Origin of the sequence: Streptomyces flaveolus (assembly GCF_000716535.1) — a bacterium.
GTDB classification, from domain to species: Bacteria; Actinomycetota; Actinomycetes; order Streptomycetales; family Streptomycetaceae; genus Streptomyces; species Streptomyces flaveolus_A.
In genome coordinates this window covers 1-13,578 of sequence record NZ_JNWV01000004.1, presented here as the reverse complement: position 1 = coordinate 13,578, position 13,578 = coordinate 1, and the positions used below count along the sequence as shown (strand labels likewise).

At 72.6% G+C, this 13,578-nt stretch carries 13 protein-coding genes and 1 pseudogene; 5 read left to right on the top strand and 9 right to left on the bottom strand.

Annotation, left to right across the window (positions count from 1 at the left end):
• Window positions 1-42: 42 nt before the first annotated feature.
• Together OO52_RS03750 and hemL are read right to left on the bottom strand one after the other, a co-directional pair.
• Window positions 43-741, bottom strand: a complete 699-nt coding sequence (locus OO52_RS03750) for a histidine phosphatase family protein (RefSeq protein WP_030640917.1) — start codon at window positions 739-741, stop codon at window positions 43-45.
• Complete coding sequence (gene hemL, locus OO52_RS03745) at window positions 738-2,057, bottom strand: glutamate-1-semialdehyde 2,1-aminomutase (RefSeq protein ID WP_030640915.1); 1,320 nt, start codon at window positions 2,055-2,057, stop codon at window positions 738-740. The genes OO52_RS03750 and hemL overlap by 4 nt, the downstream gene beginning before the upstream one ends.
• A 639-nt stretch (window positions 2,058-2,696) precedes the next feature.
• On the opposite strand from hemL, the gene OO52_RS03740 reads away from it, so the two are divergent.
• From OO52_RS03740 to OO52_RS03730, 3 genes are all read left to right on the top strand, one after another.
• Window positions 2,697-3,134 carry a hypothetical protein gene (locus OO52_RS03740; protein ID WP_003974483.1) on the top strand — a complete coding sequence of 146 codons (438 nt, stop codon included), beginning with the start codon at window positions 2,697-2,699 and terminating at the stop codon, window positions 3,132-3,134.
• 70 nt (window positions 3,135-3,204) lie between these two features.
• Complete coding sequence (locus OO52_RS03735; RefSeq protein WP_030640913.1) at window positions 3,205-3,618, top strand: DUF4279 domain-containing protein; 414 nt, start codon at window positions 3,205-3,207, stop codon at window positions 3,616-3,618.
• A gap of 10 nt (window positions 3,619-3,628) precedes the next feature.
• The gene (locus tag OO52_RS03730; protein ID WP_158712470.1) at window positions 3,629-3,970 is read left to right on the top strand and encodes a hypothetical protein; all 342 of its coding nucleotides are present in this window, start codon (window positions 3,629-3,631) and stop codon (window positions 3,968-3,970) included.
• A 41-nt stretch (window positions 3,971-4,011) separates the two neighbouring features.
• Here the strand turns inward: OO52_RS03730 and OO52_RS03725 are convergent, their stop codons facing one another.
• Window positions 4,012-6,156: a SpoIIE family protein phosphatase gene (locus OO52_RS03725; protein ID WP_030640909.1), complete on the bottom strand. Its 2,145-nt coding sequence runs from the start codon at window positions 6,154-6,156 to the stop codon at window positions 4,012-4,014.
• A 313-nt stretch (window positions 6,157-6,469) separates the two neighbouring features.
• Window positions 6,470-7,300: a M55 family metallopeptidase gene (locus OO52_RS03720; protein ID WP_030640907.1), complete on the bottom strand. Its 831-nt coding sequence runs from the start codon at window positions 7,298-7,300 to the stop codon at window positions 6,470-6,472.
• An 89-nt stretch (window positions 7,301-7,389) separates the two neighbouring features.
• On the opposite strand from OO52_RS03720, the gene OO52_RS03715 reads away from it, so the two are divergent.
• Together OO52_RS03715 and OO52_RS03710 are read left to right on the top strand one after the other, a co-directional pair.
• Complete coding sequence (locus OO52_RS03715) at window positions 7,390-7,662, top strand: hypothetical protein (RefSeq protein WP_030640905.1); 273 nt, start codon at window positions 7,390-7,392, stop codon at window positions 7,660-7,662.
• A 115-nt stretch (window positions 7,663-7,777) separates the two neighbouring features.
• Entirely contained in the window at window positions 7,778-9,646 is a 1,869-nt protein-coding gene (locus OO52_RS03710) for a phosphatidylglycerol lysyltransferase domain-containing protein (RefSeq protein ID WP_051818197.1), read from the top strand.
• Here the strand turns inward: OO52_RS03710 and OO52_RS03705 are convergent.
• From OO52_RS03705 to OO52_RS03685, 5 genes and pseudogenes are all read right to left on the bottom strand, one after another.
• Window positions 9,587-10,315 (bottom strand): hypothetical protein, encoded by a 729-nt coding sequence (locus tag OO52_RS03705; protein WP_030640900.1) that lies wholly within the window; start codon window positions 10,313-10,315, stop codon window positions 9,587-9,589. The genes OO52_RS03710 and OO52_RS03705 overlap by 60 nt on opposite strands.
• 44 nt (window positions 10,316-10,359) lie before the next feature.
• Window positions 10,360-10,893 (bottom strand): GNAT family N-acetyltransferase, encoded by a 534-nt coding sequence (locus OO52_RS03700; protein ID WP_051818195.1) that lies wholly within the window; start codon window positions 10,891-10,893, stop codon window positions 10,360-10,362.
• Window positions 10,894-11,037: 144 nt separating this feature from the next.
• Window positions 11,038-12,474 carry a sensor histidine kinase gene (locus OO52_RS03695; RefSeq protein ID WP_030640898.1) on the bottom strand — a complete coding sequence of 479 codons (1,437 nt, stop codon included), beginning with the start codon at window positions 12,472-12,474 and terminating at the stop codon, window positions 11,038-11,040.
• Window positions 12,475-13,191, bottom strand: a complete 717-nt coding sequence (locus OO52_RS03690) for a response regulator transcription factor (protein WP_030640896.1) — start codon at window positions 13,189-13,191, stop codon at window positions 12,475-12,477.
• Between the two features lie 196 nt (window positions 13,192-13,387).
• Window positions 13,388-13,578 (bottom strand): annotated as a pseudogene (locus OO52_RS03685) (oxidoreductase); the annotation flags it as partial.

Genomic DNA, 13,578 nt, shown 5'->3' with positions numbered 1-13,578 from the left:
CTAAGCGATATCAAACGGACCGTCAGTGACGACTGATACCGGTCAGGCGCCGAAGGCCTTCCCCTGGGCGGTGCCCTTCCCCTTCTGGGGCTTGGCACCGGCGCGCAGATGGACCGGGACCAGATCGATGGCGGGCTCGCTGTAGCCCACGGACACGATCTTGTCACCCAGGTATGTGAAAGTCGTCAGGGAGGCGAGGGTGCACTGCCGCTTGCGCGGGTCGTGCCACAGCCGCCGCCGCTCGACGTACGAGCGCACGATCCAGATCGGCAGCTGATGGCTGACCAGCACCGCCTCGTGCCCGCGCGCCCGGTCCTTGGCCGCGTTCAGCGCGCCCATCATCCGGACGACCTGGTCCACGTACGGCTCGCCCCAGGACGGCCGGAACGGGTTGACGAGGTGCTTCCAGTTGTCCGGATTGCGCAGCGCGCCGTCGCCGACGCCGAACGTCTTGCCCTGGAAGATGTTCTCGGCCTCGATCAGCCGCTCGTCGGTGTCGAGATCCAGCCCCTGCGCCTTGGCGATCGGCGTGGCGGTCTCCTGCGCCCGCTCCAGCGGGGAGGCGCAGACATAGGTGACGTCGCGCGGGGCCAGGTGCTCGGCGACCCGCTCGGCCATCCGCCGGCCCAGCTCGGACAGGTGGTAGCCGGGCAGCCGCCCGTACAGGATCCCGTCCGGGTTCTCGACCTCGCCGTGCCGCATGAGGTGGACGACGGTGACGTCCTTGCTGCTGTCGCTCATTCTGCCGTGGCCTCCGCAGCCGCCCGGGCCGCCGCCGGAAGGGCGTCGGCGATCTTCTGAATGGCCCGCTCGTCATGGGCCGTGGACACGAACCAGGACTCGAAGGACGACGGCGGCAGGTAGACGCCGTTCGCCAGCATCGAGTGGAAGAACGCGGTGAAACGGTACGACTGCTGCCGCTTGGCGTCCTCGTAGTCGCGCACCTGCCGGTCCGTGAAGAACACGGAGAACATGTTGGAGGCGTTCTGCACGCGGTGCGCGACGCCCTCCTTCGACAGCGCCTCGCTGACGAGCGTCCGGATCTGCTCGGAGACGGCGTCGACCTTGTCGTAGGCGGCGTCGTCGAGCAGCCGGAGCTGGGCGAGACCGGCGGCGGTGGCGACGGGGTTGCCGGAGAGGGTGCCGGCCTGGTACACGGGCCCGGCGGGGGCGAGGTGGGCCATCACGTCGGCGCGCCCGCCGAACGCGGCGGCCGGGAACCCGCCGCCCATGACCTTGCCGAAGGTCATCAGGTCGGGTGCGACGCCCTCGACGCCGTACCACCCGGCGCGGCTGGTGCGGAAGCCGGTCATCACCTCGTCGGAGATGAACAGGGCGCCATTGCGCCGGCAGGAGTCCTTCAGGGCCTGGTTGAAGCCCGGGTCCGGCGGCACGACGCCCATGTTGCCCGGCGACGCCTCGGTGATCACACAGGCGATCTCCCCGGGGTGCCGGTGGAAGGCCTCCTGCACGGCCTCCAGGTCGTTGTACGGCAGCACGATCGTGTCGCCTGCCTGGGCACCGGTGACTCCGGGGGTGTCGGGCAGCGCGAAGGTGGCGACGCCACTGCCGGCCGCGGCGAGCAGCGAGTCGACGTGCCCGTGGTAGCAGCCGGCGAACTTGATCACCTTGGACCGCTGGGTGAACCCGCGGGCGAGCCGGATGGCGGACATGGTCGCCTCGGTCCCGCTGCTGACGAGCCGCACCTGCTCGACGGGCTCGACCCGGGCGACGATCTCCTCGGCGAGCGCGACCTCGCCCTCGCCGGGCGTGCCGAAGGACGTACCCCGGGCCACGGCCTCCTGGACGGCGGCGATGACCTCGGGGTGCGCGTGCCCGAGGATCATCGGCCCCCAGGAGCACACGAGGTCGACGTACTCGCGTCCGTCGGCGTCGGTCAGGTAGGCCCCCGTGCCCGACACCATGAACCGGGGCGTGCCGCCGACGGCGCGGAAGGCCCGCACCGGGGAGTTGACCCCGCCCGGGGTGACGACGGAGGCGCGGTCGAAGAGCGCCTGTGAGACGGGCGCGTCGTAGGGATAGGGCGTTTCGCTCATGGCACTCATGACGTGCGACTACTCCGGCTTCTCGGACTCCGGTTGCGGGGTGACCTCCTCAGGGTAGGCCGAAGGGCGCGCCGAGCCCCGGCCGGACCGCGCTCGACGCCGCGATCGGACGCGGCGGGCGCAGGATCGGACGCGGCGGGTTCCAAGATCGGACGCGGCGGGCGCCAAGATCACAGCGGTGCCATCGCTCATCTGCGAGACTGAGACCTGATACACAAAGCCCATACGCACGTACTCATCAGGGGCCGGATGATCAGGGCCGGGAATCCCCCCGCGTGGACTGTTGTTCCACCGCACGTTTCGGCGGGCGGCCGTGGGGGAGGTCACTGACACGATGATCGGGTTGCGCGGCGGGGGCCACGCGTCCTAGAAAAGCAGTCGGGTGGAGATATGCATCGCGGTGGCGGACTGGGCGAGGGGACTGATGACCTGGGTCCTCGACGTGCCCGGCGGGGAAGGCACCGGCGCGACGCGGAGGAAACGACCGAGACACGTCAGACCGACGCACGGCAGACACAGGGTGTACCGAGTGAGCCCGAGCGGTACGACCGGCAGATCGACCGGGATCTCGACCGCCGGCTCGACCAGCGGGCCGACCGCCTCCGGGCGGGGAGCAGGAATGGTGGTCGGGTGGGGGTGACGTACAAATACTTCGGCGCGCCGGACGGCGCGACCGCGGCCCGCGTCCCCATCTCGATGCGTCCCGAGGAACTCGGCGGCGACGAGCTGGGCATGAACGGCATGTTCACCAAGATCAAGCCGGAGACGATGGCCGCGATGGTGCTCACCGGCATCGAGGGCGTCCCCCTGCACAAGGTGCCACCCCTGGAACTGGTCGTCCTGCACCCCGACTACGCGGTCGTCAAACTCCCCATGACGGTCGTCGACCCCCTCCGCGGCATCGGCGAGGAAGCGGTCGGCGCGGCAGCCTTCATCTGGTCGACGGTCCCCGACCGGGGTGGCCCGCGGGACGCGTTCAACGTGTACCAGTTGCTCCACGAATGGCAGGACTTCAGCCACCGGTTGCATGAGGCGGGGCATCAGCCTTATTGCCTCGTCTGGCCCTGAGCCGGGATTTCTCTGACAGTGGGCGGGGTTTTCGGACCCCGCCCTCGTCATGGGCCGTGGGGAGCCATGTATGGATGTGGCGGGGAAGCGTTCCTGGGTGTTGACGGAGGTGTCGCTCGTCATCAAGGGAAGGGATCTGCGCCCCGAAGAGATCACTTCCTTCCTTGCCGTCGAGCCCACTGGGGTGCGACATCCGGGCCTTGCTGAATGGGACCGCCCGGGCGAGATCGACGGACAGTGGAGGATCAGCTGCGACGAGCGCACCAGCCGGGACTTCCACGCACAGTTGGACCGTGTCCTTTCTGTCGCGGAACGGAAGCGGACCGAGCTCAGGGGACTGGCCGAGCGGGGGTACGAGGTGACCGTCAGCCTGTTCGGGTTCTCCGGACACGGCTCCACTCTTGCTCTCCGATCGGAAGAGATCCAGCGAATCGCCCTCCTGGGATTCCCGCTCAGGGTTGTGGCCAGCATGAACGAACGCTGAGGTGGCAATCATGGAAATGCAACCTGCGGCGGAATCGAAGCCCTGGGGTGACTTGAGCACATCCCTGGTCGTATCAGGTCGAAAAGTGGATTCCAGTGAAGGCCGAAGCGCCGACGAACAGGCCGCGGAACTCATCGGATTCCTGGGCTCCCGCACGTCGGCGCTCGACGCGCTGAAGGAGGCGGGAAAATCGGTGAGGGTCGAGGTGGCAGGCGTTGCCGAGTCAGGGACGGAACTCTCCTTCTCGCCAGACGTGCTCGCAGGTCTCGCAGAGCTGGGACTCCCTGTCGCTTTTACGACGTTCCGGGCATCCGGGGAGGACGAGGAAGACCCACTCGCCTGGCTCGGCTGAACCCCGGAAGGCCGACGGCCACTTTCTGGCCGTCCGCGGTGTCACGGTGAACCCGGTGCACGCGAGCGGTGCGGGCTGATCAGGAGCAGGGCGACGTCGTCGGTGCGGGCCGTGGTGCGCTGGGCGCGGGTGATGAGGGTGTCGGCGAGGGTGTCCATGGACTGATTGCGCGCGTGGGCGAGTTGGTCGGCGAGAGCCGTGATCGCGTCCTCGATGTCGGTGCCGGGGGCCTCGACGAGCCCGTCGGTGTACAGGGCGAGCACGGCACCGGGAGGCAGCGGGACGTTCGTCGTCGGGTAGTCGGCCGCGGGGTCGATGCCGAGCAGGAGTCCGGGAGGCAGCCGGAGGATCTCGGCGTGGCCGTCCGGATGGCGCAGGATCGGCGGGGGATGTCCGGCGGTGGCCAGGCAGGCGCCGTGGTGGGCGAGGTCGAGGTCGGCGTAGAGACAGCTCGTGAACAGGCCGGCGTCTAGGTCGGTGAGCAGGCGGTTGGTGCGGGCGAGGACCTCGCCGGGGGGTGCGCCGGCGGTGGCGTGCACGGCGGTGCGGACCTGTCCCATGAGGGTGGCGGCCTGGACGTTGTGCCCTTGGACGTCTCCGATGGCCGCGGCGGCGGATGCCTCGCCGAGGCGGATGAGGTCGTAGAAGTCCCCACCGACGTCCATGCCGTAACTGGCGAGAAGGTAGCGGGCGGCCACGTCGAGGCCGGGGATGCGGGGCAGGGTGCGGGGCAGCAGGCCGGCCTGGAGGTCGTGGGCGAGCTGCTGTGTGGCGTCGTAGAGGCGGGCGCGGTCCAGTGCCTGGGCGATCAGCCCGGCGGTCGAGGTGAGAACAGAGCGCTCCTCGGCGGGAAAGGCGCGCGGGCGGTCGTAAGCGAGCACCAGCGAGCCGACGGGGCGTCCGGAGGTGATCAGCGGCAGGAACGCCCAGGCGGCCATGTCGTCCTGGAGGACGGCGGGGGGATAGGCCCGTTTGAGGTCGTCGAAGGTGCCGAAGAAGCTCGGGATCCCTGTCGTCAGGACGTGCACCGCCGGGGTGTCGGAGGTGAGGGGAGCCGCGTCGAAGCGGTCCATGAGCTGGGCGGAGTAGCCGTGGTAGCCGATGATCCGCAGTCTGCCCTCCTCCGCGGCCATCAGAGCGAGGGCCTGGGCGCCGAAGGCGGGCAGGATCTGGTCGGCGACCCTTTCGACGACGTCCTGGACGCCGACCGCTTCGGTGAGCGTGGCGGCCAGGTGCATCAGGTGGTAGAGGGCCGTGGCCCGGCCGGGTTCCGCCGCGGGTGCGGGGTGCAGCAGATGCGGAGGGTGCACGGCGTCGGCCGAGGACGTCGGGACGACGCGCACGCTGATGCCGGACGCGTCCGGGTACAGGTGGAACGACAGCCACTGGTCGGGGGGCCGCCGGGCGGTGAAGGACGTCGGCCGGCGGCTCAGCACGGCGGCCCGGTAGCGGTCCTCGGCCACCGGGTTGTCCAGCCACGCCAGCGCCTCCCAGGGCCGGGCGCCCAGCAGGTCGGGGATGCCGGCGCCGAGCAGCTCCGCCGCGGCGGTGGTGAGGAAGGTGATCCGGCCGTCCGGGTCGAGCGCGCAACAGCCGCTGGGCAGGCGCTCGGCGAAGTCGGCCGCGGCCTGCGCTTCGGCCGGTCCGGCGGCGCGGTTCCGGGGCGGGGACAGGATCCGCGGCTCGGGCCCGGCCACCGCGCGGCCGCTGTCGGCGGCCTGCCGCAGGATCCGGCCCAGGCGACGGCAGGCGTCGCCGATCACCTCACGCTCCTGTGCGCTCAGCGTGGGAGGGTGCGCGCTGGACCAGTGCAGCACCAGACCGCCCCACGTCCGTGCGCCGGTGACGATCGGCGCGGCGACCAGGGCGAACGGATGCGGCAGGACGAGCGCGAGCTGCGGATAGCGGCGCGCCAGCTCCTCCTGGCTGCCGATCCACACCAGGTCCCCCCGCCGCACGGCGTCGCTCACCGGGCTCGCGGCCGGCAACGGGACGCGTGCCCAGGGCGAGGCGATCCGCCGGGAGATCCCGCTCAGCACCGCGAGCTGGAGTACCTGCCCGTCGGCGGACAGGACGTAGACCGCGCCGGCGTAGGCACCCGTCTCCCGTGCGCACTGATCCAGGACGGAGTCCACGGCTTCCGGTCCGGAGCCGGATGAGCGAGGGTCAGTGGCGGTGTCGGACACGCTTCACCCTCCTGTGCGGGGGCACCGGTGGCGACGAGAGGGCGGTTCCGGCGGCGCGTCACCGCACCGGCCGGACCAGACGGCACTCATATACGGACCATACGTCCAGCGGGCGGTGACGGCAGCGCGCTGCGCATCTAGGCCGGGCGGCCCTACCCGGCCCGACGAGCCTCGGACCTGCCCGGTTCCTGCCCGTCCCGGCCTCGGCTCCGCCGCGTACCGGTGGACCTCAGCCCCACCCGGCCGCCCTCACTGGACCTCCACCCGCTGCGGCGACCGCGCCCGCGCGGCCCGCGTCTGCGCCCGGCGGACGTCAGCAGTACGGCGGCTGGTTGGTGAGCGACGCCGCCACCCGCATCCACACCCCGAACTGCCGGTACAGCGCGGGCAGTTCACCGGTCGCCCGGACCGTCCTGGCATCCTCGGCCGTCACACCGGGGATGCCGAGCAGGGTGGCGGCGACCGAGGCGGACTGCCAGCGGACGGTCAGGGTGGCCTCGGCGGCCGGGGGTGCGGGGCGGCCCGGGCCCGGGGTCAGCGCCCGGGCGACCGCCTCCTCGATGGCCCCCCGCGCCTCCGCCTCCGGCCGCAGCTCGGCCGCGAACCGGTCGCGCGCATACTTCACCGGGACGGTGACGACCGACGCGTCCCACTCCGTCATCTCCGCGCACGCCGCGTCGTCACCCGTGAGGGCCACCACGGGCACCCCGAGGGCCGCGGCCGTGGCGTGGGCCAGGCCGATCTCGCCGACCGGGCGGCCGTCCAGCCACATGTCCTCGATCTCGTGGCCCATGAAGCTGTGGCTGAGCACGCCCAGCGCACCGGCGCGGGAGTGATAGCCGACGCACAGCGCGGCGTCGTACTCCCCGGTCAGCCCCTCCAGCATGCCGAGCTGCTTGGGCCTGCCGCGCACCAGGCGGACCGCCGGGTGCAGCGCCTCGGGGAGCAAATTGCGCATCGGCCCGTGCGCGTCGTTGACCAGGATGTCGGCCGCGCCGGCCGCGAGCGCGCCCCGTACGGCGGCGTTCACGTCCTCGGCCATCATGGCGCGGCCGCGCTCGTAGTCCCGGCCGCCGGGCTGGACGTCGTCGGCGTCGACGAGCCCGGTGATGCCTTCCATGTCCACGCTGATGTAGATCCGCACGGCGTCGACCCTAATCGACCCTACGTATTGTAGGTTCCCAAACGCCAACGGCCACCGGGCTGTTCACACGTCTGTTCAACGGGGGACCCATGCAGGACACCACGGAAGCGGAGCCCGGCACGGATGTCTGCGTGCGCAGCCTCGCGCCGACGCTGACCGTGCTGATCGTCAGCCTGGTGATCGCCGCCGTCGGCGTGTACGAGCTGTGCGGCTTCGGGCTGCACAGCCTGGACCGGCGCCCGCACCTGTTCAGCGACGGTCTGGCGACCGGCGGGGTGATCGTCGCCGCGGTGGCCGCCGGGGCGGCGGTGGGCAACCTGGCCTGGCTGCTGACGGCGGCCCGGCGCGGAGGCGGCGACTGAGGGCCGCCGGAGGATGAGAGGCTGTGCGCCGACTGTGCGGCTTCCCGTCCGCCGTCACCCTACAAGCTGTAGGGTCTGCGGTGCCCCGTCCCCGTCCCCAAGGGTGACCAGTCGCATGCCCGCACCACAGACGACGTCCGAACAGCGGACGACCACCGCACCACAGCCGACCCCGGTCCCGCCGCGGATCCCCGCTCCCCGCCGCGCCGTCCGCGTCCTCTCCCCCCGCCTCCCCCGCATCGGCGGCGACGACCGGCTGCGCACCCGCGCCGCCACCGCCACCGTCTGGTACCTGCGCCTGCTGGCCGTGCTGAACCTGGCGGCGGTCGTGTCCCTCCCCTTCCGCGAAGAGGTGCACGAGCACAACGCGGGCGAGTACTTCACCCCGTACCTGGCCACCGCCGGCCTGATCTCGGCGGCCCTCGCCCTGTTCCTCGCGGTGGTGATGCGCCGCCGCAAACGAGCCGCCTGGCTGTTCAACCTCCTCCTCGCCGGCCCCCTCTTCGGCCTCTACGCCGTCGCCCTCACCCGCGCCCCCTACCGCGAGCACGCCTTCAACTGGGTCTCCACCGCCCTCACCGGCCTGTTCGTCGCCGCCCTGCTGATCGGGCGCCGCGAGTTCGACGCCATCGGCGACCGCTCCAACCCGCGCCTGGCCCTCGTCACCGGCGTCGGCGGCACCCTCGTCGGCGGCGGCCTCGGCACGCTCCTGGTCCACGCGACGAACAAGGTCACCGGCGTCGGTCTCGGGGACGAGATCGCCTACACCCTGCTGCGCGGCATCAGCGTCGGCCCGCTCGCCGACCGCGTCACCGCCGTCCAGGCCCCCCGCTGGGTGGACGTGATCGTCAACGTCCTGACGGCCGTGGCGTTCCTCGCGGTCCTCTACGCCTGCTTCCGCGCCCCGCGCGGCGCCTGCCTGCTCGCGCGGGAGGACGAAGACAGGCTGCGCGAGCTGCTGGACCGCCACGGTGAGCGCGACTCGCTCGGCTACTTCGCCCTGCGCCGCGACAAGGCCGTCGTCTTCTCCCCCAGCGGCAAGGCGGCCATCGCCTACCGCGTCGTCGGCGGGGTCAGCCTCGCCTCCGGCGACCCGCTCGGCGACCCCGAGGCCTGGCCCGGCGCCATCGACGCCTGGCTCGCCGAGGCCCGCCGGCACGCCTGGACCCCGGCCGTGATGGGGGCGAGCGAGGAAGCGGGCACCGTCTACGCCCGGCACGGCCTGGACGCGCTGGAACTCGGCGACGAGGCGATCGTGGACCTCGCCGACTTCTCCCTCGAAGGCCGGGCCATGCGCGTGGTCCGCCAGGCCCACAACCGGGTCCGCCGGGCCGGCTGCACCGTCCGCGTCCGCCGCCACGAGGACATCCCGGCCGAGGAGATGGCCGTCCTCGTGGACCGCGCCGACCGCTGGCGGGACGGCGCCACCGAACGCGGCTTCTCCATGGCCCTCGGCCGCCTCGGCGACCCGGCCGACGGCCGCTGCGTGATGCTGGAGTGCCGGGACGCGAACGGCGAACCGCGCGCCCTGCTCAGCTTCGTGCCCTGGGGAGAGCGCGGCCTCTCCCTGGACCTGATGCGCCGCGACCGCGCCTGCGAGAACGGCCTGATGGAGTACATGGTCGTCGAACTCCTCCTCCGGGCGGAGGAGTTGGGGATCGACCGGGTCTCGCTCAACTTCGCGATGTTCCGCTCGGTCTTCGAACGCGGCGCCCGCCTCGGCGCGGGCCCGGTGCTGCGCCTGTGGCGCTCGACCCTCACCTTCTTCTCCCGCTGGTGGCAGATCGAGTCCCTCTACCGGGCGAACGCCAAGTACCGCCCCGTGTGGGAACCCCGCTTCCTCCTCTTCGCCAAGAGCAGCGACATCCCGAGGATCGGCCTGGCGAGCGCCCGCGCGGAGGGCTTCCTCACCCTGCCGGGCCGCTCATGGCCGCCCGGGCCCGAGGACGGGCGGTCGCACGGAGCCGGCGGCGTCGCCGGGTGAGTAGGCCTCGCTGCCGTCGTCCGACCACCCGGGGTCGTAGGCGCACGGCGCGGTGGCGCCGCCGATGAAGTACTGCCGGTCCGGGAACCAGGTGAAGGACATCCGCTCCTCCCCGCCGTCCCGCTGCACGTACAGCGACCAGTCCTTGTCCTTCCCGCCCTCGCGGTACGACGAGACCTCCCAGCCGTCGTCCTCCAGCCGCTGGTGCAGCCGGCGCAGACCGGGCACGGCCTGGCTCCCGGGCACGTGGTCCAGCGCCCACTCGTGGGACATCCGATAGGCGCCGTCGACGGTCTTGTCCTCCAGCCCCAGCAGCCCTCCGTCGTAGCAGTAGCCGGCGTCCAGCGTGTTCTGCGTGCTGACGCCGACGCGCTCGACACCCGGCGGCACCGGCCGCGTGAACCCGAGGACGTCGTACGCCTCCCGGGAGTGCCCGAAGACCCGGTCCGCCGTCTTCTCGGGCGCGACGCGGGGGAAGTCCGTCGCGTCCTCCGCGTTCCAGGCGAGCCGGACGAACAGGGCGACCACGGCGACGAGCAGCACCCCGACGCAGCCGAGACAGCCGAGGCCGAGCGAACGGGCCCCGGACCCGGCGGGGGCGGGGCCCCCGGACACGGTCCCGGCGTCGGGCGTGGCGGTGGGTGCGGTGGGTGCGGTCTCCTCGGCCATACGGCGACGCTACGGCGGCCAGCCCGGCGGACGGATGGGCGTACCTACCCGCCCCCGGGTAGGTACGCGTACTCAACCGACCGCAGCGGCCCGGAACGCACCCCACGCATCCCCACCCGCTCGTACGCGGCGACGGCCGCCACGTCGGCCGCGTCCACCATCAACGCGGCCCGTCCGAAGTCCCTTACCAAGGCGTCCCCCACGAACCGGGACACCGCCGCGCCCAGGCCCAGTCCCCGCGCACCCGGAGCCGTCAGCACCCCCGCCACGAAGCCGCACCCCACGGCGGACCACGCATCGGCGGCCACCGCGAGCAGGGCCAGCCCGTCCCCGCCGTACACCCCGGCCCACCGCCGCACCCCGGGCCGCCCCGGCTGGGCGTACGACTCCGGGAAGTGCCGCTCGAACAGCGGTACGGCGTCCCTCTCCACCCCCACGGCCGGCCCGGGCCGCTCCGCCGTCTCCATCCGGAGGAACGGCGGCCCCCCGGCCCGCGTCCCCGGCACCCCGCGCACCACCGCGTCGATCAGCTCGGCCCGCCCGAACGGCCGGTACGCCGGGCCGGCCTCCGCGAGCACGTCCCGGACGAGCGGTACCGCGTCCCGCGCCGCCCGGACACCGCGATCCGGTCCCGTCCGGAGAGCCCCGGCGAGGCCACGGCCGTCGCCGAACCGCGCCGGAAGACCCGGCCCCGGGCCCGCACGCCCGTCCGCCCCCGCCCGTCAGGTACCGCTGCAGCCGCCCGGCACGATCCCGCCGCCCACCGTGAAGCCGATGACCGCGCCTCCGCCCTCCCGGCGGAAGGCGAACGGTGCTCCGCCGTGGGACATGGCGACCTCGCGGACGATGGACAGGCCGAGGCCCGAGCCGGGCAGGGAGCGGGCGTCGGCGGCACGGTAGAAGCGGTCGAAGATGCGGACGAGGTCGCCCTCGGCGATCCCCGGCCCCCGGTCCCGCACCTCCACCCGGACCGTGCCCGGCCGCGCCGGCCCCATGATGCCGACCTCGATCGGCGCCTTGCCGCCCCGGTCGAACTTGGCCGCGTTCTCGACCAGGTTGGAGATGGCCCGCTGGAGCAACCCGGGCCGCCCGTCGGTCGTCGTGTCGCCGCTCGCGTGCAGCACGATCTCCCGCCCGGTACGGCGCCGGGCCAGCCCCACGACGTCCTCGGCGAGGTCGGCGAGGTCCACCCGCTGGGGCGGCTCGCTGTCCGACTGCCCGGCCGCGAGGTCGACCAGCTCGTTGACCAGGTCGGTCAGTTCCCGGGCCTCCTGGGAGAGGTCGGCGACCAGATCCTCCCGAGTGGCGGGCGGGAGTTCGTCGATCCGCCGCAGCAGCGAGATGTTCGTACGGAGGGAGGTCAACGGGGTGCGGAGTTCGTGGCCGGCGTCCTGCACCAGCCTGCGCTGGTCCTCCTCCGACTGCGCGAGCCGCCCCAGCATCCGGTCGAAGGCACGGCCGAGACGCCCCACCTCGTCGAGCCCGGCCACCGGCACCTGGATGCCCAGCTGCCGGGTGCGGGCGACGTCCTCGGCGGCCGACGTCAGGATCACCAGGCGCCGGGTGATCCGCCGGGCCAGCCACCAGCCGAACAGCCCGGCCGCCACCACGACCGCCGCCATCAGGATCAGCGTCCGCTGCTGGAGCGCCCGCAGCAGATCCTCGGTGTCGCTGAACTCCTGCGCGACCTGGACGGCCCCCCGCCCGTTCCCGAGCGAGACGGTGGCGATGCGGAACAGGTCCGCGTCCACCCGCACGTCCTTGTGCTCGACCACCCTCCCGGCCGACCACGCGACCGCCATGGCCCGGTCCCGGGAGGTGACCGGCAGCACCGGGCTGCCGTGGTCCATGATCTGCCCCCGCGCACCGAGCACCTGGACGTCGGTGCGGGCCGGGCGGACCAGATCGTGCCCCGGACGGGAGGAGGAGAAGTCCTCCGGGCCCATCGTGTGCTGCCGCACCTCGTCCTGGACGTCCTGCACGACCTCCGTGAACACCGACTGCTGGTCCACACGGACGAGCCGCGCGGCGGAGTTGTACGACATGATGCCGACGAGGACCGTGACCGCGGCGGTGACGGCCGCGAAGGAGACCGCGAAGGTGGTGCGCAGGGAGACCAGCTTCGGCCGGGGCCGGTCCGGCAGCCACCGGCGGCCCACCTAGTCCTCCCGGAGCACGTAACCCACACCCCGCACGGTGTGGATCAGCTGCGGGGCACCGGGCTCGTCCAGCTTGCGGCGCAGATAGCCGACGTAGACGGCGAGGTTCTTGGAGCCGGGGCCGAAGTCGTAGCCCCAGATGCGGTCGTAGATCGTGGAGTGGTCGAGCACGATGCCGGCGTTGCGCACCAGCAGCTCCAGCAGCTCGAACTCGGTGCGGGTCAGTTCCAGCTCGCGCCGGCCGCGCCAGGCCCGGCGGGCCTGGAGGTCCATGCGGAGCCCGGCGGCCTCCACCTGCCGGTCGGAGGGGACCTGCGCCTCACGGACCGCGCCCTCCGGGCCGCCTCCGGGGACGGGCACCGGGCTCGTACGGCGCAGCAGCGCACGCAGCCGGGCGAAGACCTCCTCGACGTCGAACGGCTTGACCACGTAGTCGTCGGCGCCGGCGTCCAGACCCGCGATGCGGTCGGCGGTCTCCACGAGGGCCGTGAGCATGAGGATGGGCGTGCGGTCCCCCTCGGCGCGCAGCACCCGGCACACCTGGAGCCCGTCGATGCCCGGCATCATCACGTCGAGGACGAGCACGTCCGGCGGGTTGCGGTGCGCCTGCGCCAGCGCTTCCACGCCGTCGGCGACCGCCGTGACCTCGTACCCCTCCAGCGTCAGGGCACGCTCCAGGGCATGACGGATGGCACGGTCGTCTTCGGCGAGCAGCACAGTCTGGGGCACATCCCCAGTCTGCCAAGGCCTCCGGCGGTTCGACCGGGCCCGCCGGACCTACGATCACCCTTTTTACCGGCCTCTCACCGTCACAGAGGCAACCGACAAACCCCCCGAACCGCTCGGCCGACCGAGTCGCCACCCACCCGAAACGGCGACCTCTCGGCCGGCCGGGCCGGGTGGGTGGGCGAAGTCAGCGCCGCAGCGCCGCGAGCTGTTCGGCGAAGGGCACAACGGCCTCCTCCTCCCGCCGCGGAGCCAACGGCATCAGCGCGGCCAGCTCCGCCGCGGCCCGTTCGATCCGTTCGGCGAGTCCTTCGGCGCCCCAGTCCTCGGACGCGGCGTACACCCCGGTGGGGACGACGACGGCGCGGAGGTAGGCGA

Bases quoted from the DNA above. Each gene is read 5' to 3' on its own strand.
- OO52_RS03750 (WP_030640917.1), bottom strand. From the start codon at position 741: ATGAGCGACAGCAGCAAGGACGTCACCGTCGTCCACCTCATGCGGCAC.
- hemL (WP_030640915.1), bottom strand. From the start codon at position 2,057: ATGAGCGAAACGCCCTATCCCTACGACGCGCCCGTCTCACAGGCGCTC.
- OO52_RS03735 (WP_030640913.1), top strand. From the start codon at position 3,205: ATGGATGTGGCGGGGAAGCGTTCCTGGGTGTTGACGGAGGTGTCGCTC.
- OO52_RS03730 (WP_158712470.1), top strand. From the start codon at position 3,629: ATGGAAATGCAACCTGCGGCGGAATCGAAGCCCTGGGGTGACTTGAGC.
- OO52_RS03715 (WP_030640905.1), top strand. From the start codon at position 7,390: ATGCAGGACACCACGGAAGCGGAGCCCGGCACGGATGTCTGCGTGCGC.
- OO52_RS03710 (WP_051818197.1), top strand. From the start codon at position 7,778: ATGCCCGCACCACAGACGACGTCCGAACAGCGGACGACCACCGCACCA.
- OO52_RS03705 (WP_030640900.1), bottom strand. From the start codon at position 10,315: ATGGCCGAGGAGACCGCACCCACCGCACCCACCGCCACGCCCGACGCC.